Below are 22,759 nucleotides of genomic sequence, written 5' to 3' on the forward strand. Positions count from 1 at the left end.
GTGCCTCTCCCCCTGTTCTTTATTTGGGCATCCGGCATGTTGGAGGCGCTCATGAGGGTTCACGACAGGGAGGATCAGATTGCTCGCGAGGAGGATCTCCTCTCTGCTCAGGCAGCCAAGAGCTCGCAGTCAAGGGGCAGGGACGTGCCCGAGGAGGAGGACTTTCTCAGACCTTGCTACCAGCGTGACCGCGACCGCATCCTCCACTGCAAGAGCTTCAGGCGCCTGGCCAACAAGACGCAGGTCTTCCTCGCCCCAGAGGGCGACCACTACCGCACGCGGCTTACGCACACGCTTGAGGTGGCGCAGATTGCCCGGAGTATTTCTCGTGCGCTTGGGCTCAACGAGGATCTCACCGAGGCCATCGCTCTGGGGCACGACCTTGGTCATACGCCCTTTGGACACTGCGGGGAGCGCGCCCTCTCGCGTGCCATGGCACGATACCGCGGCATCGATCCAGACTCCCAGGAGGGCCGCTACATCTTCCGGCACAACAGGCAGAGCGTGAGGCTGGTCGAGTGCCTGGAGAAGGACGGGCGTGGTCTCAACCTCACCTGGGAGGTACGCGACGGCATCCTCTGCCACACCGGCTCGCAGCGCGCGCAGACGCTCGAGGGCAGGGTTGTTGCCTGTGCGGACCGCATTGCCTACGTGTGCCACGACATCGACGACGCCGAGCGTGCGGGACTTCTCACCGAGGGCGACCTTCCGCAGCGTCCTCGCGAGCTTCTCGGGGGCAGCTCCTCCGAGCGCATTGACGTCATGGTCCGTGATATCTGTGCGGGAAGCGCAGCGGCTGGCGACATTCGCATGTCCGAAGACGTCTGGCGCGCGATGATGGAGCTCCGCTCGTTCCTCTTCGAGTCGCTCTACACCAAGGGTGACGCCAAGGAAGAGGAACCCAAGGCAACGCGCATGATTGAGCTTCTCTTTGACCATCTTGTAAGTCACATGGACGAGGTGCCCGAGGAGTACCTCAAGCACGACTCGGACCATCCGGACGTGCAGGTTGCGGACTACGTCTCGGGCATGACGGACCGCTATGCCGTGAGGGTCTTTGAGGACCTCACCGTTCCGCGCTCGTGGAAGGGCGTCATGACGCACGGCAGGTGACGGCGGCATGTCATGCGCATGCATCTCTGGTAGGCTCTAGATGACTTGCAGCGCAACCGGGGAGGGCACATGGCTCCGAAGCACATTCGAAGAGACAACATGGGCACGGGACGAGGGTTGCTTATCGTTGCCTGCGTCTTCGTTGTGCTTGCGATGGGCGTGCTCGCGCTTGCCGTGACGGGCCGGCTGCGTCCGTTGGTGGAGAGCGTGGCTCCCGGGCTTGCGGGCGTGCCTGCCCAGCAGGCTGGCCAAGAGACCGAGGGACAAGGTGCTGAGACTGTGCAGACGCTTGAGCCAAAGGACTTTACGGACTACAGCTGGGACGAGCTCTCCCAGATTTCCACAAAGATCGCCGCTGCTGCGACGGACGACGATGGCCTGGCGATTGCGCAAGAATACAAACTGGCAGATGCCGCAGGTGCGCCCGTCAACGAGACGCGCGAGGTGGTTCTCGATGACAACACCTTGGCGTATGCGCGCATTGTGGGGTTTAGGCATGACCAGCGCGCCGATGGCTCTGGCGTTGCGGGCATGACGCTCATGGTGTCCATGCTATCCGAGCAGCCCATGGAAACCTCTAACACCAGCCAGGGCGGATGGGAGTCCTCCTCGCTCAGGGCGTGGCTTGCAGGTGACGGCATGGCGCTCCTCCCGGATGACCTTGCCTCCCATATCGTGAGCGTTTCCAAGGCCTCCAACAACGTGGGGGTTACCTCGGATCTCGCGTCGGTCACCCAGACGGCCGATGGGCTGTGGGCCTTCTCGGCAGTCGAGGTCTGCGGCAACATCACGTGGTTTGAGGATGAGTTTGCTACTGAGATTTCCTACACCGCTGGCCTGGACACTGTGCTCAACGCCGAGGGGGCGCAGTACCCGTACTTTTCGGCAGCTGGCGTGACGGAGGAGTCCGGTGGGCAGTCGGGCGCACTTGCGCTCACGTACCGCGGCTCCTCTCGTCCGTGGTGGTATCGTTCCGCGTACCCGTTGAACTATGCTGATACCAGCTCCAGCTCGTACTTCTTCCGAGCGAGCGAGACGGGCTTCCCGTCCTCGGTGGGCCAGGCAAATGCGACGGCTGGCGTGGTCGCGGGACTCTGCATCTAAGGGGTCCTATCCCATGGCGCAGAGGCCGGACACCCATCAAGTTATGTAGTTCTTGTCCGGTCGCCCGCGGTGCTCTATAATTCTCGCTTGTGTGTAAGCCTATGTGTCGTTCGCATACGCGTCGGCACCTCTAGTCTAGAGATGAGGAAAAGCATGGATTACATTCGCGCCATCGAGCGTCAGCAGATTCGTGAGGACATCCCCACGGTCCTGGTTGGCGACAACGTCAAGGTCCACTATCGCATCATCGAGGGCGACCGCACTCGTGAGCAGGTCTTCCAGGGCGACGTTATTCGCATGAGCGGTGCGGGCTCCCGCGAGACCTTCACCGTCCGCAAGATTAGCTTTGGTGTTGGCGTGGAGCGCACCTTCCCCCTGCACAGCCCCAAGATTGCCAAGCTCGAGGTTGTCCGTCACGGTGACGTCCGTCGCGCGAAGCTCTACTACCTCCGCGATCGCGTGGGCAAGGCCGCTCGCATTCCCGAGAAGCGCTAGAGCATCTTATTGTTTGGTCTGGAGGGGCTGCCCGCTTGGGTGGCCCCTCTTCATTATGTAGCTACGACGCGTCCGCTTGCCCTTTGGTCGGACGTCGGTTTGGGGGGAATCCATTGGCGCGGTCTTCGGCAACAGCCCACGAAGTCGCGGCACTCTTTGCCTGTGCTAACGAGGACGAGTTTGCCCGCCTTGAGAAGCGCTACGCTGACGACCCCCGCAAGCAGGTGCAACACGCGCGAGAGGTCGCCCAAAGGCGCCTGGCGCGTGAGCGGGGGGAGCGCGACCGCGTGCTGGCCATGTATGCCAAGGCCCGGGAGCTTGGCGGCCCCGGCCTTGTGCTTGGCGTTGACGAGGTGGGTCGTGGCGCACTTGCCGGCCCGCTCACCGTGGCGGCGATGGCGCTTCCAGATGAGCCGATTGTCTGGGGCATCAACGACTCAAAGCAACTTACGCCCGCACAGCGCGAGGTCCTTGCTGCTCGTATCGCAGACGTTGCCCTTGCGGTGGGCATTGCGCACGTGGAGCCTGCTTCAATAGATGCCGTGGGAATGGGCGTGGCCCTTCGCATGGCAATGAAGCGCGCCATCGATGATGCTGGCGTTGATGCGGATGCCGTTCTCATCGACGGTAATCCAGTGCACGTGAGCCCAAAGGAGGTCACGCTCGTCAAGGGCGACGCGCGCGTCTCGTGCATCGCCGCTGCCTCTATCGTCGCCAAGGTGACAAGGGACGCGCTCATGGTCTCACTGGCTGAGGAGTACCCAGAGTATCACCTTGCGGAATGCAAGGGCTACGGCTCTCCGGAGCACATCGCTGCCATACGAGAGCATGGCCTCTCACCCATACACCGCGTGTCCTTCTGCGGAAACTTCCTCGAGACCCCTCCGCTCTTTTAGGTCTTCTCGACAGGCGTCGCTCATTTTGGGTGGCAAGAATTTCTCAACGCGCAGTTTTGTTTTGAAAGCCTCTGGCTGCGTTGGCTTGTCGATGACCCTGAGCTCTACATTCCTGGCAAGGCTCTTTTGAGCTGTCGGCTGTCTGCCTGCCAAGTGCTCGCGTAATGTCAGTGGTGTGCAAGCCCCTGGTGACATCATCGCTCTCCCGTTTGGTTACGAGAGGGGAGAGTGCGATGAGTGAGACGACGTTTGGAGCGCGTGGCGGTTCCGACTGGGCTGGTGGTGGCGGACGCTCTCACAGCGAGTTCTGCTTCGGACGCCTTGGCCATGAGTTCGACGGGTATGGCATGGGGTTTGGCGTTCCTGGGGAGACCCGTTGCATAGACTACGACGAGGACGAGGGGTTGGGTTACGGTCCCGATGACCCTGACGCGGATCGCAAACCTCTTGACGAGTACACCACAAAGGAGCTTGGCGCCGAGGGCGAGCGTCTTGCGGCCAACTACCTTGCAGAGAATGGCTATCGCATCCTCGACATGAACTGGAGATGCCGGGCGGGCGAGGTTGATATCGTTGCCAGCGAGGACGAGCCCGACGAGGAGATGCGCCACAGTGTTGTCCTCGTTGAGGTAAAGACGAGGCTTGCCCTGGGTGACGAGGCGGACTACATGCCAGAGATTGCCGTCGATCCCAAGAAACAGGAGCGGTATCGTCTGCTTGGCCTTCTCTACCTTGTTGAGCACACCAATGTCGATTCGGTCCGCTTTGACGTGGTCGCTATCAACGTGGTGGGCTATGGCCACGCAAAGCTCCGCCACCTTGTCTGCGCCTATAGCTGGGATGACTGATGGGCAGCCCGGATGTGCGCATCCCAACGGCAACGCTCAGGGGAGTGGAAGCGGTGCCCGTGACGGTCGAGGTGAGCGTCTCTGGGGGAATCCCGGGGCTCTCCATTGTGGGCATGCCTGACACCTCTGTCCTCGAGGCGCGATCGAGGGTGCGCTGCGCCATGAAGGCGTGCGGCTATAAGATTCCCAGGCTTCACGTGACGGTGAACCTTGCTCCTGCGGAGATTCGAAAGACGGGCACCGCCTTCGACCTCCCAATTGCCGTGGCCGTGCTTGCCGCCACGGGCCAGATTCCACATGAGAGCCTTTCCAAGCTGCTCTTTGTCGGTGAGCTTGCCCTTGATGGGAGCGTGTGCCCGCCGCGAGGAGCCGTTGCCTATGCGGCTCTCGCCGAGCGGGAGGGGCTCTCGCTTGTCTGCTCCGACCAGACGAGGCTGCCGCTTGCGCTCTCTACTGGCGCGTATGGCATTTCGGGCATCTCGCGTCTGAAGTCCGGGGTGGGAGACTTGCCGCTGCTGGGAATGGGACAGTGTTGTGACAGCTCTGACGTGGGTGAAGGAACCTGCTGCCTTGACTTCTCTGACGTTGTGGATCAAGACATTCCCAAGCGTGCCATGGTCATCGCTGCGGCAGGACGCCACGGCATGCTCATGGTGGGGCCGCCGGGCTCCGGTAAGACCATGCTTGCACGCAGGATGCCCACCATCCTTCCACCTCTTGCGGATGCGGAGAAGTCCGAGGCGATGCTCATCCATTCGGTTGCCGGCCAGCCCATAGATCCCCTCGAGCGAGGCGAGCGCCCCTTCAGGGCGCCCCACCATTCGATCTCTGTTGGCGGCCTTGTTGGGGGAGGTAGGCCCGTCATGCCCGGCGAGGTCTCGCTCGCGCATGGCGGCGTGCTCTTCCTAGACGAGCTGCCGGAGTTCGCGACAAACGCGCTGCAGTCGCTTCGTCAGCCGCTCGAGGACCACGAGGTCAGGATCGTGCGGGTTGACGGTGTGTACGTCTTTCCCTGTGACTTCCAGCTTGTGGCAGCGGCAAACCCCTGTCCCTGCGGGCACCTTGGCGATGACGCCCACGAATGCACATGCGCGCCTGCCCGCGTGGCCGCCTACCAGGGGCGCATTGGCGGACCACTCATGGACCGCATCGATGTGGTCGTCGACGTCCACCGGCCGGCCTCGACCGATGTGATCCGAGGCTCGGAGGGAGCGGGCTCTGCCGAGATGCTCGACCAAGTCATGGCCGCACGGGAGTTCTCTGCCTGGCGCGAGGCTCGCGACGAAGCGCGAATTGGCAACGGGGCCCGTGGCGTCGCGCGACTGGGATTCGAGCCAAGTGCGCGCGCGTTCTTCGAGGACTCGGCGGAGAGGCTTGCCCTTGGAGGACGCGCCATAGCGCGCGTGGGTCGCGTGGCGCGGACCATAGCCGACGTGGGTGGCCACGAGCTGGTCTCGCGCGATGACGTGGGAGAGGCCCTTCAGTACCGGTCGAGGAGGCAGCTATGAGCTTTGATGCCACGTGTGAGTGCAAGCGTTGGGAGCTACGGCCTGATGACGAGGGCTTCCCCCAAGCCTTGCAGGACCTTGAGCCTGTGCCGGAGTTGCTCTACGGAAGGGGAGACCCCAATGTCCTTCAAGGGCCCTGCCTTTCGGTCATTGGCGCGAGGAGGGCGACTCCCTACGGAATCGCCGTAGCGGAGATGGCAGGGAGGGTTGCCGCCGAGAGCGGTATCGTGGTTGTTTCTGGCGGAGCAATGGGGTGCGATTGCGCTGCGGGACGTGCCGCTCTCGAGGCAGGGGGCAAGACGGTTGTCGTCTCCGGATGTGGTGCCGACATGGTCTATCCGGCAAGCTCGGCAGACGTCTACGCCGGTGCGGTGGCGACGGGTGGTGCCGTCATATCGCTGGAAAGATGGGGGTCGCTGCCTAGACGCTATGCATTTCCCAAGAGGAATGCCATCATTGCCGCCCTATCTACCTGTCTTTTCGTCACGGAGGCGGGCATGCGTTCGGGTACCATGAGCACCGCGGACGTTGCGGTGGAGCTTGGGCGAAAGGTCTATGGCATCCCTGGGTCGATCTTCTCGCCACTTTCGGCGGGAACCAACTGGCTCATTTCCGAGGGGGCACGGGTCATCTGTGACGAGGCATCGCTTGAGGCGGCAATTTCCCTGGACTATGGCCGCCTGCGCTTTTCCGATTCCCCGGGACGGCGAGAGGACCTTGGTCGGGTGCTCTCGGCCCTTGTCGCATCGCCCTCAAGGGCAGATGACCTTGCGGCTCGCTTGGGCGAGAACATCATCACCGTCCTGAGCGCACTTTCAGACTACGAGGCGGCCGGAGTGGTGACCAAACTTCCGGACGGTCGATATGCGCCCACGAGCGCGTTCTATTTGTCGCACAATGGTCTGGCTGGGGCGAAGGCGTCACCGGCCGGAGAGAAGGAGGAGCATGCAGCAGACAGTTGACGTTGTGGGGGCGGGTCTTGCAGGAAGCGAGTGCGCGCTCCAGCTTGCCGACAGGGGCGTGAGGGTCCGGCTTCATGAGCAGCGCCCCGTTCACATGTCTCCCGCGCACCACACCGACCGCTTCGCGGAGCTCGTGTGCTCAAATTCCCTGAAGTCAACCAAGCCTGAAACTGCGGCAGGGGTTCTCAAGTGGGAGCTTGACGCCATGGGATGCCGCCTGCTGCCCATCGCGCAGGAATGCTCCGTGCCCGCAGGGGGTGCCCTGGCGGTTGATCGCGAGAAGTTCTCAGACGCCGTGACCAATGCTGTCGTGTCCCATCCGCTCATCGAGGTCGTGAGAGAGGAGGTCACTCGGATTCCTGAGGGGCCTTCGGTCATCGCCGCCGGCCCGCTCTGCTCGGATGCGCTCTTCAAGGCGATTTCGGAGGCCGTGGGGGAGGGGTCGATGTCTTTCTTCGATGCTGCCGCCCCCATAGTCTCGGCCGAGAGCATAGACCGCTCCATTGCGTTCTCGCAGTCCCGCTACGAGGGGGGCGGCGCTGGTGACTACCTCAACTGCCCTTTGGAGCGAGACGAGTACGACGCTTTCGTGGATGCACTGCTTTCCGCCGAGCGCGTCATCGCGCGGGACTTCGAGCAGAAGGACCTCTTCTGCGCGTGTCAGCCAATAGAGGAGGTTGCCCGCACGGGGCATGATTCCATCCGCTTTGGCGCACTCAAGCCCGTTGGCCTCACCGACCCAAGGACGGGGCATCGCCCATGGGCCGCGGTGCAGCTTCGGGCAGAGAATGCCCAGCGCACCGCCTACAACCTCGTGGGCTTCCAGACCAACCTCACCTGGCCAGAGCAGCGGCGCGTCTTCAGGATGATTCCGGGGCTGGCTCAGGCGGAGTTTCTCCGGTACGGCGTCATGCACCGCAACTCGTTCGTGGACTCGCCTCACGCCCTCGACGCAACCTTTGCCATCCCCGGCACGCACACGCGTCTTGCGGGGCAGATAACGGGGACCGAGGGCTACGTCGAGGCAATTGCATCTGGCCTTCTCGCCGCGCTTAACACATACGCGGAGACCTCCGGACTGACATACCCGGTGCTGCCGCATACTGGTGCCTTGGGGTCGCTTGTCGCCTATGCCACAAATCCGGCTACGGTGGGATATCAACCCATGCACGTGAACTTTGGGCTGGTCCCACCACTGGAGGATGCGCCCAGGCGGAAGGACGATCGCCGCCGTCGCATGGCGGAGCGCGCCAGAAACGACATGGCAGCGTTTGTGCGGGCAAGGCAAGACCTCTTTGCCGGGATTGGGCAGGAATCCGTCTCATGAGCTCTAGGCCAGACAGCGCGCATTCCGCAGAGCTCCGAGCAGAGCCTGCGCCCCTTGGGTCAAGCGTACTGCCACGGGAGCGTCAGGCGTTTCTCGCGTACCTTGGGCAGGTTCGTGGTCTCTCTGAGAACACCGTGAAGGCATATCGGGCAGATCTGGCGTCCTTTGCCTCGTGGGCAGAGCGCTCTCATGTGGACCCTCTGTCGGCCACCCACCGCGACCTGCGCGGGTTTCTCGCCGACCTCAACCGTGCGGGTTACACGGTTCGTACCGTTGACAGGCGGCTTTCTGCGGTCCGCGACTTCTACGGGTGGATGCTCCGGGAGGGAATCTGCTCTGTGGACCCCGCTGCCGCGCTCGCTACGCCCAAGGGAGCTCGCCGACTGCCCAAGACCATGTCCGACGAGGACGTGCAGAGGCTCCTTGCCACGTGCGATACGGATGAGGCCACGGGCATAAGGGACCGCGCGTTCTTGGAGCTGCTCTATGCTTCCGGCGCTCGCATCTCCGAGGTGTCGCGTCTCGACGTGGGCTCGGTGGACTTTGGCAGGAGCCAGGTCACGCTCTTTGGCAAGGGCTCGAAGGAGCGGATCGTTCCCCTCTACGAGGTGGCGCTCGACTGGGTGAGCCGCTACCTCGACGAGGCGCGTCCCTGGCTGGCGTCTGCCGCCAAGGGCGAGAAGGCAGAGGGGCCTGATGGTGCGCTCTTCCTCTCCACGCGTGGCAGGCGGATGAGCGCCGACGCCCTCCGCACCGTCTTCGAGAACCATGTATGCCTCGCACGGCTCGATCCCACGCTCACGCCCCACGCCATGCGGCACACCTATGCCACCGAGCTCGTCTCTGGCGGCGCTGACCTCCGGAGCGTTCAGGAGCTTCTTGGCCACGAGAGCCTCTCTACCACCCAGGTCTACACGCACCTCTCGGTCGAGAGGCTCAAGGACGCGGCGCGCCAAGCGCACCCCAGGGCACACTGAGTAGAGTCTGGGAAATCAAGGTGAAACGGTGAACACGAGCAGGTCTTACGTGCTGCTTGCCCGCTTCGTCTTTTACCTGCTATACTCTTCAATCGCTGTGCAGATGCCCAGCATGTCGCTACCAGGCGGCAACATCACACACGCGCGACGACTCGAAGACCGTGGTGCCCCAGGCTCTAAGCCAGGCCAGGGGTGGTGCTTTGGGGATGACATCGTGCGGAGGACCAACCAATGGAGGTCAAACATGGCTGCTAAGGTTACTATTCAGACCCTTCTCGACGCAGGCTGCCACTACGGTCACCAGACCCGCCGCTGGAACCCCAAGATGAAGCCCTACATCTTTGGCGAGCGCAACGGCATCTACATCCTCGACCTCAAGCAGACCCTCATTGACGCCGACAAGGCCTATACGTTCCTGCGTGAGACCGCTGCCAAGGGCGGCAAGGTCCTCTTCGTTGGCACCAAGAAGCAGGCCCAGGAGCCAATCCAGACTCAGGCAGAGCGCGCCAACATGCCCTACATCAACCAGCGCTGGCTCGGTGGCATGCTCACCAACTTCGTGACCATGCGCTCCCGCATCGCCCGCATGGAGGAGCTTGAGGCCATGGTCGAGGACGGTCGCATGAACGCGCTGCCCAAGAAGGAGCAGGCCCTGCTCACCAAGGAGCTTGACAAGCTCCAGAAGAACCTCGGCGGCGTCCGCGACATGACCGCTCTTCCGCAGGCTATCTTCGTCGTCGACACCAAGCGCGAGGAGATTGCCGTCCGCGAGGCCAACCGCCTGCACATCCCCGTCGTTGGCCTGCTCGACACCAACTCCGACCCCGATGTCATCGACTACGGCGTGCCTGCCAACGATGACGCCATCCGCTCAGTCTCGCTCATGTGCGAGCTTGCTGCCGACGCCGTCCTCGCTGGCACCGGCGAGACCCAGGTGACCGCCGAGGAGATGCAGACCGGCGAGGCTTCCGCCCCCGTCGCAACCGAGGAGGCTGCCGCTCCTGCCGCCGAGGCTCCCGCGGCAGAGTAGCCCCGTCTTCGCTCACACCAACCAACCCCATTAGGAGGTTCACATGGCACAGATTACCGCCGCTCTTGTCAAGCAGCTCCGCGAGATGACCGACTCCCCCATGATGGAGTGCAAGAAGGCCCTCGTCGAGGCCGATGGCGACCTTGACAAGGCCGTCGACGTCCTCCGCAAGATGGGCCTCGCCAAGGCAGTCAAGCGCGCTGGCCGCGAGACCAACGAGGGCACCATCGCCGTCTACGTTTCCGATGACGCCAAGGTTGCCGCCATGGTCGAGCTCACCTGCGAGACCGACTTCGTAGGCACCAACGGCAAGTTCAAGGACTTTGCGCACGCTGTGGCCGAGGTCGTTGCCAAGAACGACCCCGCCGATGTCGACGCCCTCAAGGCTTGCGCCATGGGGGAGGGCACCGTTGAGTCCGAGCTCACCGAGATGATCCACGTCATCGGCGAGAACATGAAGATCAACCGCTTCGCACGCCTCACTGCCGACAACGGCGCCATCGGCTGCTACATTCACCACGACGGCAAGCACGCCGACATGGTGAGCTTCTCCTTCTCCAAGCCCGAGACCGCAGCGGCCGACGAGTTCAAGACCTTCGCACACGACGTTGCCATGCAGGTCGTTGCCAGCAACCCCGTCTCCGCCGTGCGCGAGGATGTCCCGCAGGACGTCATCGATCACGAGATGGGCATCTACAAGGCGCAGGCCGCCGAGTCCGGCAAGCCCGAGGCCATCCAGGAGAAGATCGCCCTCGGCAAGCTCGAGAAGTTCTACAAGGAGAACGTCCTCACCGAGCAGGTCTTCGTGAAGGACTCCAACGAGACCATCTCCTCCCTTGCCAAGAAGGTCTCGAAGTCCCTTGGCGACGACATCAAGGTTGTCACCTTCGTGCGCTTCAACTTCGGCGAGTAACCCTCGCGGCCTCATAAGAAGTCATCATTTTTGCCCCGGCTGGCAGGTTGCCCGCCGGGGCTTCTTCTTGTCTTGGGGACAGGTCTTGGCCCTTGTCGTGTCCTCCGTATGCAGAGACCCTACACTCGCCGAGGACGCAGCGGCACTACCACGGTGCTCTGATAGAATCGGTGGGGTTACGGCTGTGACATATGGCGGCCGCGACGTCCCGACGAATGGAGGATGGCTTGTCGACCTACAAGTACCAGCGCGTTCTTCTTAAGCTTTCCGGCGAGGCCCTCATGGGCGACCAGGCCTTTGGCATTGACCCCAAGGTGCCGCAGAGACTTGCCGAGGAGATCAAGCCCGTCTGGGAGGACGGCGTCCAGGTAGCCGTTGTGGTTGGTGGTGGCAACATCTTCCGCGGCATTCAGGGTGCTGCTGCCGGCATGGACCGCGCCCAAGGCGACAACATGGGTATGCTCGCAACGGTCATCAATGCCCTCTCGCTGCAGGACTGCTTCGAGCGCAACGGCATGGACTGCCGTGTCATGAGCGCTATCGAGATGCACCAGGTGTGCGAGACCTACATCCGTCGTCGCGCCATCAGGCACCTCGAGAAGGGTCGCATCGTCATCTTTGCCGCAGGCACGGGCAACCCGTACTTCACCACTGACACCGCCGCGGCGCTGCGTGCCTGCGAGATTGGCGCCGAGGTCCTCATGAAGGCAACCAAGGTCGACGGCATTTACGACGCGGATCCCGTCACCCATCCCGAGGCTACCAAGTTCGACACCATCACGTACAAGGAGGTCCTCGCCCGCGACCTCAAGGTCATGGACGCCACTGCTACGGCGCTCTGCCATGACAACAAGATGCCCATCATGGTCTTTGACATGGGCCAGGACGGCGTCTTCATGAGCGCGCTTGCTGGCGAGAACGTTGGAACCACCGTCATCGAGGAGGAGCAAGCATGAGCCAGTACACTGACAAGGCAAAGAAGCACATGGATAAGTGCCTGGAGGCTCTCCAGGCGAACTTCTCCCGCGTTCGCACCGGTCGTGCGAACCCCCACATCCTCGACCCCATTAAGGTCGACTACTATGGTCAGCCAACGCCCATCACGCAGCTTGCCGGCGTGAAGGTTCCCGAGGCCTCGATGATGGTCATCGAGCCGTGGGACAAGACCGCGCTCAGGAGCATCGAGAAGGCCATCGAGGCGTCTGACCTCGGCATCACGCCCTCCAACGACGGTGTGAGCATCCGACTGCCGTTCCCCAAGCCCACCGAGGAGCGTCGCCGCGAGCTCGCCCGCGAGTGCAAGGACATCGCCGAGGAGGCCCGCGTTTCCATCCGCAACGTCCGTCGCGACACCAACAATAAGCTCGACCGCGACGAGGAGCTCTCGGAGGACGAGGTTTCCCGCGAGAAGAAGGCCGTCCAGAAGCTCACCGACGATTACGTCAAGCGTGTCGACGCCATGCTCAAGGAGAAGACCGCAGAGGTCATGGAGATCTAGGTGCAGATAGACGAGAAGAAGCTTGGGGAGTACTACGCCAATCCCCCCGAGGACATATGCCTTGCAGATGTTGACATGAGTCGCATCCCCCGCCACGTTTCCATCATCATGGATGGCAACGGACGCTGGGCGCAGGCCCGTGGTCTCGACCGCTCCGAGGGACACGTGGCTGGCGTCGACTCGCTGCGCGATGCCGTCACCACGAGCGTGAGGCTTGGTCTCGACGTGCTCTCGGTATATGCGTTCTCTACCGAGAACTGGAAGAGGCCACAGCATGAAGTCGACCTCCTCATGCACCTCTTCGCGACAACCCTCCTTCACGAGCTTCCGCTCTTCCACCAGGAGAACGTGCGCCTTCGCTTCTTTGGTGACATCGACGCCCTTCCCAAGCAGACTGCCGATGTCTTTCGCGAGGGGCTTGCCCAGACGGCAGACCACACGGGCATGACCTTTGCTCTTGCTGTTAACTATGGCTCTAGGGCAGAGATTTCCCGCGCTGCCCGCGAACTTGCGGACGAGGTCGCGGCAGGCACCCTGCGGCCGGAAGACGTAGACGAGAACGCCATCTCCTCTCGGCTTTACACCGCTGGGCTTCCTGATCCCGAGCTTCTCATCCGCACGTCCGGCGAGATGCGCCTCTCCAACTACCTGCTCTGGCAGCTCGCCTACACCGAGTTCTACGTGACCCCCACCCTGTGGCCAGACTTCTCGCGCTGGGACTTCCTGCGTGCAGTCAAGGCGTTTCAGGGCCGTCACCGTCGGTTTGGGGGTGTCACCGAGCGTTGAGCGATAAGGGCCCGGAGGGAAAGCGGGACGAGCGCGAGAGCGTAGGCATCGACCGCCACATTGACAAGCTCGAGAACAGGCGCAACGCCAAGGAGGCACAGCGTACCGCTGGCGCCCTTGCCGGGCAGCGCGCGCGTGGGTGGACGGAGCGCCTTCTCACGCGCACAACCTCGGGCGCCATCTATGCCATCGTGGTTCTCGTATGCCTTTACCTTGGTCCTTTTGCCACGACGCTCATGATCAGCGCCATGGGGTGGCTCTGCTGCTCGGAGTTCTTCCGCATCGCGCGCATGGGCGGTCGCATGCCCAACGAGGGCGTGGGCCTTGCTGCTGCGGTGCTGTTTCCCCTCGCCGCCTACGGGTATGGCTTGAGGGGCCTTGTCATCATCCTCTTCCTGCTCCTTGCGGCATGCGCGGCCTGGTACGTCTTCACGCCGCGTGCCAATGTGGGGGATGTGGCAATTACGGTCTTTGGACCGCTCTACACCTCGCTCACCTTCTCGAGCCTTGTCCTTGTCCGCATCATCGACAAGGGCTTCACGGGGGCAACGCTCACGTTTGGCGTCATGCTCTCCATCTGGGCCAACGATGCCATGGCGTATGCCATAGGCTCCAAGTTCGGCGTCCACAAGCTGGCACCGCGCATCTCGCCGCACAAGAGCTGGGAGGGCTTCTACGGGGGCATCGTCGCCTCTGTGGTCATCTGGGCTGCCATGGCTGCCATTGGCGTAGCCGGTCTGGAGATGCCGCTTGCCATCTTGGGTGGGCTTCTTGTGGGCATCGCGGGCGTCGTCGGCGACCTCTTCGAGTCGCGCCTCAAGCGAGGCGTGGGCGTCAAGGACTCGGGCAACCTCATGCCCGGCCACGGTGGCCTTCTCGACAGGTCAGACTCCATGCTCTTTGGCAGCATGGCTGCATATTTCGTACTTTTCTTTGGGGGAATTCTATGAGTTTGTTTGAGCGCCCTGGAGCGCGCTCCCCGCGGCCGCATGTTCTTCGCGTTGCGGTATTGGGGTGCTCTGGCTCCATCGGGATGCAGACGCTCGACGTATGTCGTCAGCATGCCGATCGCTTAAAGGTGGTTGCTCTTTCTGTGAACTCGTCCTGTGAACGCCTTGTTGAGGCCGCGCGAGAGTTTGGCGCAACCCACCTTGCCGTTGCCGATGTCTCCCATAAGGATGACGTTGCCCTTGAGGGTGTCCCGTCCGGGTGCGAGATTGGCTTTGGCGCCGATGCCGTCATGGCGCTTGCGGAGCTTCCCGACGTTGACTGCGTGGTAAACGCCGTAGTGGGCGAGGCCGGCATGGCTGCAGGCTATGCAGCACTCAAGGCCGACAAGATTCTTGCCTACGCAAACAAAGAGTCGATTGTTGTGGCCGGCGACCTTCTCATGCCGCTTGCCAAGCCCGGGAGGCTCATTCCCGTTGACTCTGAGCACAGTGCCATCTACCAGTGCCTTGTTGGCGAGAGGGACCAGGACCTCAATCGCATCTGGCTTACCTGCTCGGGCGGTCCCTTCTACGGCATGACCAGAGGCCAGCTCTCTCGCATGACTCCAGGAGACGCGCTTGCGCATCCAACCTGGACCATGGGCCCCAAGATCACCATTGACTGCGCGACGCTTACCAATAAGGGGCTTGAGGTCATCGAGGCCCACCACCTCTTTGACGTTGACATTGACAACATTCATGTGCTCGTGCAACGCCAAAGCCGCATCCATTCGATGGTCGAGTTTGCGGACGGCTCGGTTAAGGCCCAACTTGGACCTTCTGACATGCGCATCCCCATCCAATACGCGCTCAGCTATCCCGAGCGCTGGTCTGCCCCAACGGTTCCCGTGGACTGGTGCCACGAGGCTCCCGTTACCTTTGGCGAGGCAGACGAGAAAACCTTTGGGTGCCTCGCACTCATCAAGGAGGCCGGCCGTATTGCTGGAACCATGCCGTGTGCCGCAAACGCCGCCAACGAGGTTGCCAACGCGGCGTTCCGTGCAGGTGAGTGCGGCTTCCTGGACATCGAGCGCGCCATATCTTCTGTCATGAATGCTACGAAGGCCGTGCCTGTCGACAACTTGGCGCAGTTGGCCGAGGTAGATGCCAGGTCGCGCCAGCTCGCGCGCTCCTTCATCAGGGAAGTCCGCGCATGATGGGGGTCGTTTCTTCGATCTTTTGGGGCGTGGTCGTCCTCTCCCTTCTCGTCTTTGTACACGAGGGTGGCCACTACCTTGCTGCCCGGGCGTGCGGCGTACGCGTGACCGAGTTCTTCCTTGGCATGCCCTGCCGTCTCAAGCTCTCGCACAAGAGCAAGGACCACGGAACCGAGATCGGCGTTACCCCAATCCTGCTTGGCGGCTATACGCGTATTTGCGGCATGGAGAACTCCACTGACGAGCTGCTCGGTGCCGCTCTGATGGCCGTGCAGCGTGCCGGCAGGATTGCCGTGAGCGACCTTGCGTCTCAGCTGGGCTGCGACGTTGACAGGGCCTATGGGCTTCTCGCGACGCTCACCGATTGGGCTGCCGTAAGGCCCTACTACGACCCGGCTCTTGGCGAGCACAAGGGGCAGTCAGACTGGCCTGCTAGCTTCGAGACGCTCAGGCGCGACGGCAGCCTCCGCACCGAGTATGACCGCGGCCACGACTTTAGCCAGGCAGGCACTACCGACTACGGAGAGCCTCGCGACCCCGGCATGAGCGCAGTCGAGTTTCTCGCGCACGAGCGCGGACGCACCTACCTTGGATGCGGCTTCTGGCGCCGGTGCGCGATGCTCCTCGCTGGTCCCGCGGTCAACCTGCTTGTGGCGCTTGTCGTTGTCACGGCCTCATTCATGGTCATGGGCGTGCAGGTAGTCTCGGATGAGCCCGTCATTGGCAGCGTCACTTCGGGCTCCTTCGCCGAAGCGGCCGGCCTCGAGGCGGGCGACCGCGTAACGGCGGTGGATGGTGAGTCCGTCTCCACCTACGATGACCTCGTTGCCGCCATCAAGCCGTATCTCGAGTCCGGTACCGACTTCACCCTTGACTACGAGCGCGACGGCTCTGCGCACGAGACGACCGTTGACCTGGTGGACGGCCAGACAGCCGAGTATCTGGGCATCACCAACCAGGCCTACACGTACTACCCCTCGCTTGGCCAGGCGCTTCGCGGCTCGGTGGCCTACGGTGGGCTGGTGGCGGAGTATGCCGTGAAGCTTATCGTTCCCTCGCACACCATGGAGGTCCTCGACCAGTCCAGCTCCGTTGTGGGCATCTCGGTCATGGCCTCCGAGGCGGCCTCTGCCGGCGTTCCCACGCTTGCGTTCTTTATTGGTGCCATCTCGATGTCCCTCGGCTTCATGAACCTGCTCCCCATACCCCCACTGGACGGCGGCAAGATCCTCATCGAGATAATCCAGGCCATTTCCAGGCGCCAGGTCTCCGCGCGGGCGCAGACCATCGTGAGCTACGTGGGGCTCGCCTTTTTCCTCTTCGTCTTTGTCGTGGCCATGAGAAACGACATCGTCACCTTTGTGATTGGCGGATGACATGGATACCAGCACTCAGATATTTCCCCGAGACCTTACGAGGCGCGTCATGGTTGGCAACGTCGCCGTGGGCGGAGGCGCGCCCGTCTCGGTGCAGTCGATGTGCACCACCAAGACGGCAGACGCTGCGGCCACCCTTGCGCAGATCAGACGCCTTGCAGACGCTGGATGCGAGATCATCCGCGTGGCAGTTCCCAGCGCGGAGTCGCTCGATGGCTTCGAGCGCATCTGCGCGGAGTCGCCGCTGCCTGTGATTGCGGACATCCACTTCGACTACCGCCTTGCCCTGAGTGCCGCCGCCCGCGGTGCGGCAGCCCTGCGCGTGAACCCGGGCAACATCGGCTCCTGGGATTGCGTGGACGCTGTGATAGATGCCTGCGGCGAGGCGGGGATTCCCATTCGCATTGGCGTCAATGCTGGTTCGCTTGACGAGAAGGTCGCCGCCAGGCAGGACCTCACGCTTCCGGAGAAGCTCGTGGCCTCCGCCGAGGGCTTCGTCGAGCACTTCCGTGACCGCGGCTTTCTCGACGTGGTGCTCTCGGCCAAGGCGCACAGCGTGCCCACCACACTTGCGACCTACCGCGCGCTCTCGAAGGCTCTGCCCGAGGTCCCGCTTCATGTGGGCGTCACCGAGGCGGGAACGCTTCGACAGGGGACGGTCAAAAACGCCGCGGGCGTGGGAATTCTCCTCGAGGAGGGCATTGGCGATACCATGCGCCTCTCGCTAACCGCAGACCCCGTCGAGGAGGTTGCGGTTGCCTGGGAGCTCCTCTCGGCGCTTGGCATGCGCCGCCGCTCGCCCGAGCTCGTTAGCTGCCCCACCTGCGGCCGTTGCCAGGTTGACATGATTCCCATTGCCGAGGAGGTGGGCAAGCGCCTCTCTGCCGTAAAGGCGCCCATCACCGTTGCTGTCATGGGGTGCGTGGTGAACGGGCCCGGCGAGGCCTCCGACGCAGACCTTGGCGTGGCATGCGGTCACGGGCAGGCCATGCTCTTCGAGGGTGGCAAGCCCCTGCGCAAGGTTCCTGCTGACAAGATCGTGGACGAACTCATGGCCGAGATCGAGCGGCGCTTCCCAGGCGCCCTTGGTGCCTAATCGGCCCTAGAATTGCTTAGCGTCGGTTTCGGCGCATGACGCCCGGCCAGTTTGCCGGGGGAGAGGACTTTCACCGTGAGAACGTATGCAAGGATGACCGGGCTCTATGCGCCTACGCTCAAGGAGGATCCCGCTGAGGCGGAGCTTGCAAGCCATAGGCTTTTGCTCCGTGCGGGTATGATCCGCAAGTCCGCCTCTGGTCTCTACAGCTACCTGCCGCTTGCGTGGCGCTCGCTCATGAAGATCGAGGCTGTCATTCGCGACGAGATGGAGGGCATTGGCGCGCAGGAGATGCTCGTCCCCATCCTCACCGACGGCGAGCTCTGGCGCCAGTCCGGCCGCTGGTGCGCCTACGGCCCGGAGCTCATGCGCCTCAAGGACCGCCACGAGCGCGAGTTTGCCCTTGGCCCCACGCACGAGGAGTCCTTCACCGACCTCGTCCGCAACGAGCTTCGCTCCTACAAGCAGCTCCCTGTGACGCTTTATCAGATCCAGGACAAGTTCCGCGACGAGCTGCGCCCCCGCTTTGGCCTCATGCGCGGCCGCGAGTTCATCATGAAGGACGGCTACTCCTTCGACGCTGACGTCGAGGGCATGCAGAAGTCCTATAACGACGAGAAGGGCGCCTACGCGCGCATCTGCGAGCGCGTGGGCCTGCGTGCGCTTCCCGTGGTTGCGGACTCCGGCCAGATTGGTGGCGACACCTCCGTCGAGTTCATGGCACTGGCGGACGCCGGCGAGGCCGAGATTGTCTACTGTGACGGCTGTGGCTTTGCGGCAGATACCGAGGCCGCTACGGCCCCCATCAACCTCGTCGAGGGCGAGGAGGGAGACCTCCAGAAGCTCGAGACACCTGGTTGCGGGACTATCGCCGACCTCGCGGCCTTCCTCAAGGTGCCTGAGGCCGCAACGAGGAAGGCGCTGGCGCTTGTCGACGGCGACGGCAAGCCCTGGGTGTGCTTTGTCCCCGGTGACCACGAGATGAACGATGTGAAGGCCGAGCACGCCTTTGGCGCCTACCACATGATGAGCGACGAGGAGCTTGCGCAGTACGGTCTCGTCAAGGGCTTCATCGGACCCATCGATCTCCCCGAGGGCGTGGGCTCCTGCGCCGACGAATCGCTGCGTAACTCCTCCTGGTGGACCATCGGCGCAAACGATGCGGGCTACCACTATGTCCACGCGAAGCAAGGCCGCGACTTCACGATTGGCCGTTGGGTGGATGTCATCACCGCGAAGGCTGGCGACCGCTGCCCCAAGTGCGGCGCGCCACTCAAGGCTGCCCGTGGCATCGAGGTTGGCCAGGTCTTCCAGCTGGGAACCAAGTACTCCGAGACCATGGGCGCAACCTTCGCAGATCCCGACGGCATCGAGAAGCCCTTCCAGATGGGCTGCTACGGCATAGGCGTCTCTCGCATGCTTGCCGCCGTGGTCGAGCAGCACCACGACGAGCACGGCATCTCGTTCCCCGTGGCGGTAGCACCCTACGAGGTCGAGGTCGTTCCTCTCGACGTGAACGATGACGTGGTGTGGCCCGTTGCCACGCGTGTGGCCGAGGAGCTTCTCGCGGCAGGCGTCGAGGTTATCGTGGACGATCGCAAGGAGCGCCCGGGCGTCAAGTTTGCCGACGCGGACCTCATGGGCTTCCCGTACCAGGTGGTGTGCGGCAAGAAGGCCATCAAGAACGGCAACGTGGAACTCAAGGTCCGTGCGACCGGCGAGCGCACCGAGGTTGCCATCGACGAGGTGGCTTCGCTCCTCTCGGCTCGTGTCATCTCCGACCGTGCGTAATGAGACAAAGGGACAGTCCCTTTGTCTCATCCACGTGGGCCGCGGGACTTCCGCGGCCCTCTCTCTATAGGAGGAATTCATTGGGAAGCATGAGCTACGCGGAGCTGGCAGAGGCCGCTCGAGGACAGATGGGCAACTGCAAGGCGTGTCCCGTTTGTGACGGGAGGGCCTGCCGCAACTGCATCCCTGGTCCGGGCGCAAAGGGCACAGGGATGGTGGCTATCCGCAACTACGAGGCCTGGCAGTCTGTGATGCTTCACATGGACACCATCCACGAGCCGTATGTCCCGGACACTTCCGTGACACTCTTTGGGCGCAAGCTCTCGTTGCCCGTGATGGTTGGCCCGCTGGGTGACGTGAACCGCCACTACGGCCCCAAGTACGACATGGAGACCTACAACGACGTGATGCTCCGTGCAGCTGCAGGGGCAGGGTCGCTGGGGTGGACGGGCGACGGCCTCGCCGCCTCGCTCCACGAGGGGGCCTGTCGCGCCATTTCGGGCTTGGATGGCTGTGGCATCTGCACCATAAAGCCTTGGTCCAAGGACGTGGTGCGAGGCAAGCTGAGAATCGCCCTGGCGGCACATCCCGTTGCCGTGGCCATGGATATCGATGGCGCGGGGCTTCCCTTCCTCAAGGGACAGCAGCCGCCCGCTGGTGCCAAGGACGTCTCGCAGCTGCGCGAGATCGCCAAGGCATGCCATGCGGCAAACACGCCTTTTGTCCTCAAGGGGATCATGACCGAGCGAGGTGCCGAGAAGGCCGTTAAGGCCGGCGCCGACGGCATTGTGGTCTCCAACCACGGGGGGCGCGTGCAGGACGGCGTGGAGGCTACGGCGACGGTGCTCCCCGAGATTGCCCGCGCCGTGGGAGACGACCTTGTCGTACTGGTTGACGGCGGCATCAGGAGCGGCGTCGACGTCTTCCGGGCCCTTGCGCTTGGCGCGAGCGCGGTTCTCATGTGCCGGCCGTTCGTGGTTGCGATGTACGGTGGGGGAGAGCAGGGCGTGATGAACCTTCTCGCCCAGCTGCAGGGCGAGCTTTCGGACACCATGGAAATGTGTGGTGCAGAGACCGTCTTGGACATCACGGACGACCTTGTGAGCTGGTAGGCATCGGGAGGCTCGACGCGCTATGACGCCCCTGCGTCGGTGCTTCTCGGAGTCTCTCTTCTTATTTCAATACCTGTGACCTGCGCAAATGCGGCTTGTGTTTGGATTATTGCACGTAATTTCTTGATGTTATGCTTCCCAACTGGGGAAACGCTCTATTGACGAGAAATCTCGTGCAATAACGAGAAGATGCGGGTAATGCCACCGACTGGCATGGCTGCCAGCCGCGGAGTTTAGCTCCTTTCCTTAGAACCGAAAACCGCGACCTGCGGAAACGCGAGGTGAGTTTAAGAATAGGAGCTATATTCCGCGAGAGCGGGGACCTCCGTGGCGCCTTTGGTAGAGGGGCGCGTGAGACCTCCGGGAGAGAGGTCCTCCGTGGGGGTTGTTGGTACCGAAAAAGGCCTCGCGGGAATCCCCGCGAGGCCTTGGCCGTTACCTTCCGGTTGTGAGGAAGGTTTCCAGCCGCTGGTTGAAGCGGTCTGGATACTGGATAGCCATCAGGTGGCCGCCCATCACATACGTGGGGGTTTGGGGGCAGAGGCTGTGCCAGTACGGCTCCGCGACGTCTGCCCAGTGCTCGGCAATGAACATGAGCGTGGGGATCTTCTCGGACGCCTCTTGCGCAATGGCTCGGTAGTCGGAGAGAATCGCGTCGCCAAAGAGCTCGTGAGTGACCCAGAAGGGCGTCTGGTTGGACATATCGATGAACCACTCGTACTGCTCGTCCGCGAGCGGCCCCTGCCACATGACCTCGCGCAGGTAGCTGTCCCAGAAGCCCGCTGCGGTCTCCGGATGGTTCAGCGTGCGCGTCATGATCTCCGAAAGCTCGGCCGGCGTTCCCTCCGTCCAGGCCGTGGGGTCCTCGTTGTGAGGCAGCGGGGACATGTCAACCGTCACGCAACCGGAGACGGACTCGACCCCCGCCTGCTCAAGGTAGCTCCACGCCTCTAGGTTTCCGCAGCTCCAGCCTACGAGCGTTGGCTTCTCGATGCCCTCGTGCTCCACCAGGCGAATGAGGTCACGACCGTGGGTCTGGTAATCATTACCAAACGGGCACTTAGTCGAGAGTCCCTGGCCGCGGGGGTCGACGAGAATAACGCGGTGGCTCTTGGAGAAGTGCTCCAGCTGGTGCTTGAAGACCTTGCCCGAGAAGGTGAGGCCAGGGATGAAGATGAGGGCAGGTGCGTCCTTCTCGCCTGCATCCCAGAAGTGGATTTGGACATCCGGCTCGACTGTCACGTAGCGTGACTCCGTGCGTTCCGCGCTCATGGTTCTCCTTTCCGTTGCCTTTTGCCCCATCCTAGCAGCTGAAAAGGGTCTGCGGAGTTTGGCTCCTTTTCTTATTACCGGTATTAGATGCCTGCTGAAATGCGGCTAGCAATTAAGAAATAGAGCTATTGTCTGCGAGAGGGACGGGGAACCCTTCAGAGACGGGCGCCAGCCACGCGGAAACTACCCTGCATGGGGTCGAGCTTTTTCTCCGTCGGCTCGGACAAGCATCAGTCCCAACTTTTTAAAAAAAGTTGTTGACCAAGAATTCTCGTCTGGTATAGTAATTCCCGCACCAACCCACGGGGAATTAGCTCAGTTGGGAGAGCGCGTGACTGGCAGTCACGAGGTCAGGGGTTCGAACCCCCTATTCTCCACCATATATTCAGGGCGGCGGCATTTGCCGTCGCCCTTTTTCATAGGGGCTCATGGCGCAACGGTTAGCGCAGGGGACTCATAATCCCTGGGTTGTAGGTTCGAATCCTACTGGGCCCACCATGGCATGCGCG

At 62.7% G+C, this 22,759-nt stretch carries 21 protein-coding genes and 2 tRNA genes; 22 read left to right on the plus strand and 1 reads right to left on the minus strand.

The features are described 5' to 3' along the window. Nucleotides 1-51 precede the first annotated feature (51 nt). The 20 genes from NVS32_RS08100 (at nt 52) to NVS32_RS08195 (ending at nt 20,978) form a co-directional block, all read left to right on the plus strand. The gene (locus NVS32_RS08100) at nt 52-1,113 is read left to right on the plus strand and encodes a deoxyguanosinetriphosphate triphosphohydrolase (protein WP_258499360.1); all 1,062 of its coding nucleotides are present in this window, start codon (nt 52-54) and stop codon (nt 1,111-1,113) included. 69 nt (nt 1,114-1,182) lie between these two features. Beyond that, nucleotides 1,183-2,217, plus strand: coding sequence for a DUF6273 domain-containing protein (locus NVS32_RS08105; protein ID WP_258499361.1), 1,035 nt, complete (start codon nt 1,183-1,185; stop codon nt 2,215-2,217). A 153-nt stretch (nt 2,218-2,370) separates the two neighbouring features. Continuing rightward, nucleotides 2,371-2,712: a 50S ribosomal protein L19 gene (gene rplS / locus NVS32_RS08110; RefSeq protein WP_059054451.1), complete on the plus strand. Its 342-nt coding sequence runs from the start codon at nt 2,371-2,373 to the stop codon at nt 2,710-2,712. A gap of 113 nt (nt 2,713-2,825) precedes the next feature. Next, complete coding sequence (gene rnhB, locus NVS32_RS08115) at nt 2,826-3,608, plus strand: ribonuclease HII (protein ID WP_258499362.1); 783 nt, start codon at nt 2,826-2,828, stop codon at nt 3,606-3,608. A gap of 233 nt (nt 3,609-3,841) precedes the next feature. Beyond that, nucleotides 3,842-4,456 carry a YraN family protein gene (locus NVS32_RS08120; RefSeq protein ID WP_158573109.1) on the plus strand — a complete coding sequence of 205 codons (615 nt, stop codon included), beginning with the start codon at nt 3,842-3,844 and terminating at the stop codon, nt 4,454-4,456. After that, a complete protein-coding gene (locus NVS32_RS08125) occupies nt 4,456-5,964 on the plus strand; it encodes a YifB family Mg chelatase-like AAA ATPase (protein ID WP_258499363.1) in 1,509 nt (502 codons plus the stop codon). The genes NVS32_RS08120 and NVS32_RS08125 overlap by 1 nt, the downstream gene beginning before the upstream one ends. Beyond that, entirely contained in the window at nt 5,961-6,926 is a 966-nt protein-coding gene (locus NVS32_RS08130) for a DNA-processing protein DprA (RefSeq protein ID WP_258499364.1), read from the plus strand. The genes NVS32_RS08125 and NVS32_RS08130 overlap by 4 nt, the downstream gene beginning before the upstream one ends. Then, on the plus strand, nt 6,910-8,253 hold the full coding sequence (trmFO, locus tag NVS32_RS08135; protein WP_258499365.1) for a methylenetetrahydrofolate--tRNA-(uracil(54)-C(5))-methyltransferase (FADH(2)-oxidizing) TrmFO: 1,344 nt from the start codon (nt 6,910-6,912) through the stop codon (nt 8,251-8,253). The genes NVS32_RS08130 and trmFO overlap by 17 nt, the downstream gene beginning before the upstream one ends. Next, nucleotides 8,250-9,230, plus strand: a complete 981-nt coding sequence (locus tag NVS32_RS08140; RefSeq protein WP_258499366.1) for a tyrosine recombinase XerC — start codon at nt 8,250-8,252, stop codon at nt 9,228-9,230. The genes trmFO and NVS32_RS08140 overlap by 4 nt, the downstream gene beginning before the upstream one ends. 244 nt (nt 9,231-9,474) lie before the next feature. Next, nucleotides 9,475-10,260, plus strand: coding sequence for a 30S ribosomal protein S2 (gene rpsB / locus NVS32_RS08145; protein ID WP_059054436.1), 786 nt, complete (start codon nt 9,475-9,477; stop codon nt 10,258-10,260). A gap of 43 nt (nt 10,261-10,303) precedes the next feature. After that, a complete protein-coding gene (gene tsf / locus NVS32_RS08150; RefSeq protein ID WP_118110296.1) occupies nt 10,304-11,173 on the plus strand; it encodes a translation elongation factor Ts in 870 nt (289 codons plus the stop codon). A 227-nt stretch (nt 11,174-11,400) separates the two neighbouring features. After that, nucleotides 11,401-12,129, plus strand: coding sequence for a UMP kinase (pyrH, locus tag NVS32_RS08155; RefSeq protein ID WP_258499367.1), 729 nt, complete (start codon nt 11,401-11,403; stop codon nt 12,127-12,129). Then, the gene (frr, locus tag NVS32_RS08160; RefSeq protein WP_258499368.1) at nt 12,126-12,671 is read left to right on the plus strand and encodes a ribosome recycling factor; all 546 of its coding nucleotides are present in this window, start codon (nt 12,126-12,128) and stop codon (nt 12,669-12,671) included. Before pyrH ends, frr begins: the two co-directional genes overlap by 4 nt. Then, the gene (gene uppS, locus NVS32_RS08165; protein WP_258499369.1) at nt 12,672-13,457 is read left to right on the plus strand and encodes an undecaprenyl pyrophosphate synthase; all 786 of its coding nucleotides are present in this window, start codon (nt 12,672-12,674) and stop codon (nt 13,455-13,457) included. Next, on the plus strand, nt 13,454-14,407 hold the full coding sequence (locus NVS32_RS08170) for a phosphatidate cytidylyltransferase (RefSeq protein WP_258499370.1): 954 nt from the start codon (nt 13,454-13,456) through the stop codon (nt 14,405-14,407). Before uppS ends, NVS32_RS08170 begins: the two co-directional genes overlap by 4 nt. After that, entirely contained in the window at nt 14,404-15,603 is a 1,200-nt protein-coding gene (gene dxr / locus NVS32_RS08175) for a 1-deoxy-D-xylulose-5-phosphate reductoisomerase (protein WP_258499371.1), read from the plus strand. The genes NVS32_RS08170 and dxr overlap by 4 nt, the downstream gene beginning before the upstream one ends. Beyond that, a complete protein-coding gene (locus NVS32_RS08180; protein ID WP_258499372.1) occupies nt 15,600-16,979 on the plus strand; it encodes a site-2 protease family protein in 1,380 nt (459 codons plus the stop codon). Before dxr ends, NVS32_RS08180 begins: the two co-directional genes overlap by 4 nt. A 1-nt stretch (nt 16,980) precedes the next feature. Next, a complete protein-coding gene (gene ispG / locus NVS32_RS08185; protein ID WP_258499373.1) occupies nt 16,981-18,075 on the plus strand; it encodes a flavodoxin-dependent (E)-4-hydroxy-3-methylbut-2-enyl-diphosphate synthase in 1,095 nt (364 codons plus the stop codon). Between the two features lie 93 nt (nt 18,076-18,168). After that, nucleotides 18,169-19,866, plus strand: a complete 1,698-nt coding sequence (locus NVS32_RS08190) for a proline--tRNA ligase (protein WP_303646592.1) — start codon at nt 18,169-18,171, stop codon at nt 19,864-19,866. Between the two features lie 89 nt (nt 19,867-19,955). After that, the gene (locus NVS32_RS08195) at nt 19,956-20,978 is read left to right on the plus strand and encodes an alpha-hydroxy-acid oxidizing protein (RefSeq protein ID WP_258499487.1); all 1,023 of its coding nucleotides are present in this window, start codon (nt 19,956-19,958) and stop codon (nt 20,976-20,978) included. A 435-nt stretch (nt 20,979-21,413) separates the two neighbouring features. Here NVS32_RS08195 and NVS32_RS08200 read toward each other — a convergent pair whose 3' ends face one another. Further along, entirely contained in the window at nt 21,414-22,250 is an 837-nt protein-coding gene (locus tag NVS32_RS08200; RefSeq protein ID WP_258499375.1) for an alpha/beta fold hydrolase, read from the minus strand. Nucleotides 22,251-22,554: 304 nt separating this feature from the next. Between NVS32_RS08200 and NVS32_RS08205 the strand changes: the two genes are divergently transcribed. Together NVS32_RS08205 and NVS32_RS08210 are read left to right on the plus strand one after the other, a co-directional pair. After that, a tRNA-Ala gene (locus tag NVS32_RS08205) sits at nt 22,555-22,630 on the plus strand. Nucleotides 22,631-22,672: 42 nt separating this feature from the next. Next, a tRNA-Ile gene (locus tag NVS32_RS08210) sits at nt 22,673-22,748 on the plus strand. The last annotated feature ends 11 nt before the right edge of the window (nt 22,749-22,759 follow it).

Origin of the sequence: Tractidigestivibacter montrealensis (assembly GCF_024741235.1) — a bacterium.
In the GTDB taxonomy this organism is placed as follows: domain Bacteria; phylum Actinomycetota; class Coriobacteriia; order Coriobacteriales; family Atopobiaceae; genus Tractidigestivibacter; species Tractidigestivibacter montrealensis.

Bases quoted from the DNA above. Each gene is read 5' to 3' on its own strand.
- NVS32_RS08195 (WP_258499487.1), top strand. From the start codon at position 19,956: ATGAGCTACGCGGAGCTGGCAGAGGCCGCTCGAGGACAGATGGGCAAC.
- NVS32_RS08105 (WP_258499361.1), top strand. From the start codon at position 1,183: ATGGCTCCGAAGCACATTCGAAGAGACAACATGGGCACGGGACGAGGG.
- rpsB (WP_059054436.1), top strand. From the start codon at position 9,475: ATGGCTGCTAAGGTTACTATTCAGACCCTTCTCGACGCAGGCTGCCAC.
- ispG (WP_258499373.1), top strand. From the start codon at position 16,981: ATGGATACCAGCACTCAGATATTTCCCCGAGACCTTACGAGGCGCGTC.
- tsf (WP_118110296.1), top strand. From the start codon at position 10,304: ATGGCACAGATTACCGCCGCTCTTGTCAAGCAGCTCCGCGAGATGACC.
- NVS32_RS08200 (WP_258499375.1), bottom strand. From the start codon at position 22,250: ATGAGCGCGGAACGCACGGAGTCACGCTACGTGACAGTCGAGCCGGAT.
- NVS32_RS08120 (WP_158573109.1), top strand. From the start codon at position 3,842: ATGAGTGAGACGACGTTTGGAGCGCGTGGCGGTTCCGACTGGGCTGGT.
- NVS32_RS08190 (WP_303646592.1), top strand. From the start codon at position 18,169: ATGACCGGGCTCTATGCGCCTACGCTCAAGGAGGATCCCGCTGAGGCG.
- NVS32_RS08130 (WP_258499364.1), top strand. From the start codon at position 5,961: ATGAGCTTTGATGCCACGTGTGAGTGCAAGCGTTGGGAGCTACGGCCT.
- rplS (WP_059054451.1), top strand. From the start codon at position 2,371: ATGGATTACATTCGCGCCATCGAGCGTCAGCAGATTCGTGAGGACATC.
- NVS32_RS08100 (WP_258499360.1), top strand. From the start codon at position 52: ATGAGGGTTCACGACAGGGAGGATCAGATTGCTCGCGAGGAGGATCTC.
- NVS32_RS08140 (WP_258499366.1), top strand. From the start codon at position 8,250: ATGAGCTCTAGGCCAGACAGCGCGCATTCCGCAGAGCTCCGAGCAGAG.
- dxr (WP_258499371.1), top strand. From the start codon at position 14,404: ATGAGTTTGTTTGAGCGCCCTGGAGCGCGCTCCCCGCGGCCGCATGTT.
- NVS32_RS08125 (WP_258499363.1), top strand. From the start codon at position 4,456: ATGGGCAGCCCGGATGTGCGCATCCCAACGGCAACGCTCAGGGGAGTG.
- frr (WP_258499368.1), top strand. From the start codon at position 12,126: ATGAGCCAGTACACTGACAAGGCAAAGAAGCACATGGATAAGTGCCTG.
- NVS32_RS08180 (WP_258499372.1), top strand. From the start codon at position 15,600: ATGATGGGGGTCGTTTCTTCGATCTTTTGGGGCGTGGTCGTCCTCTCC.
- trmFO (WP_258499365.1), top strand. From the start codon at position 6,910: ATGCAGCAGACAGTTGACGTTGTGGGGGCGGGTCTTGCAGGAAGCGAG.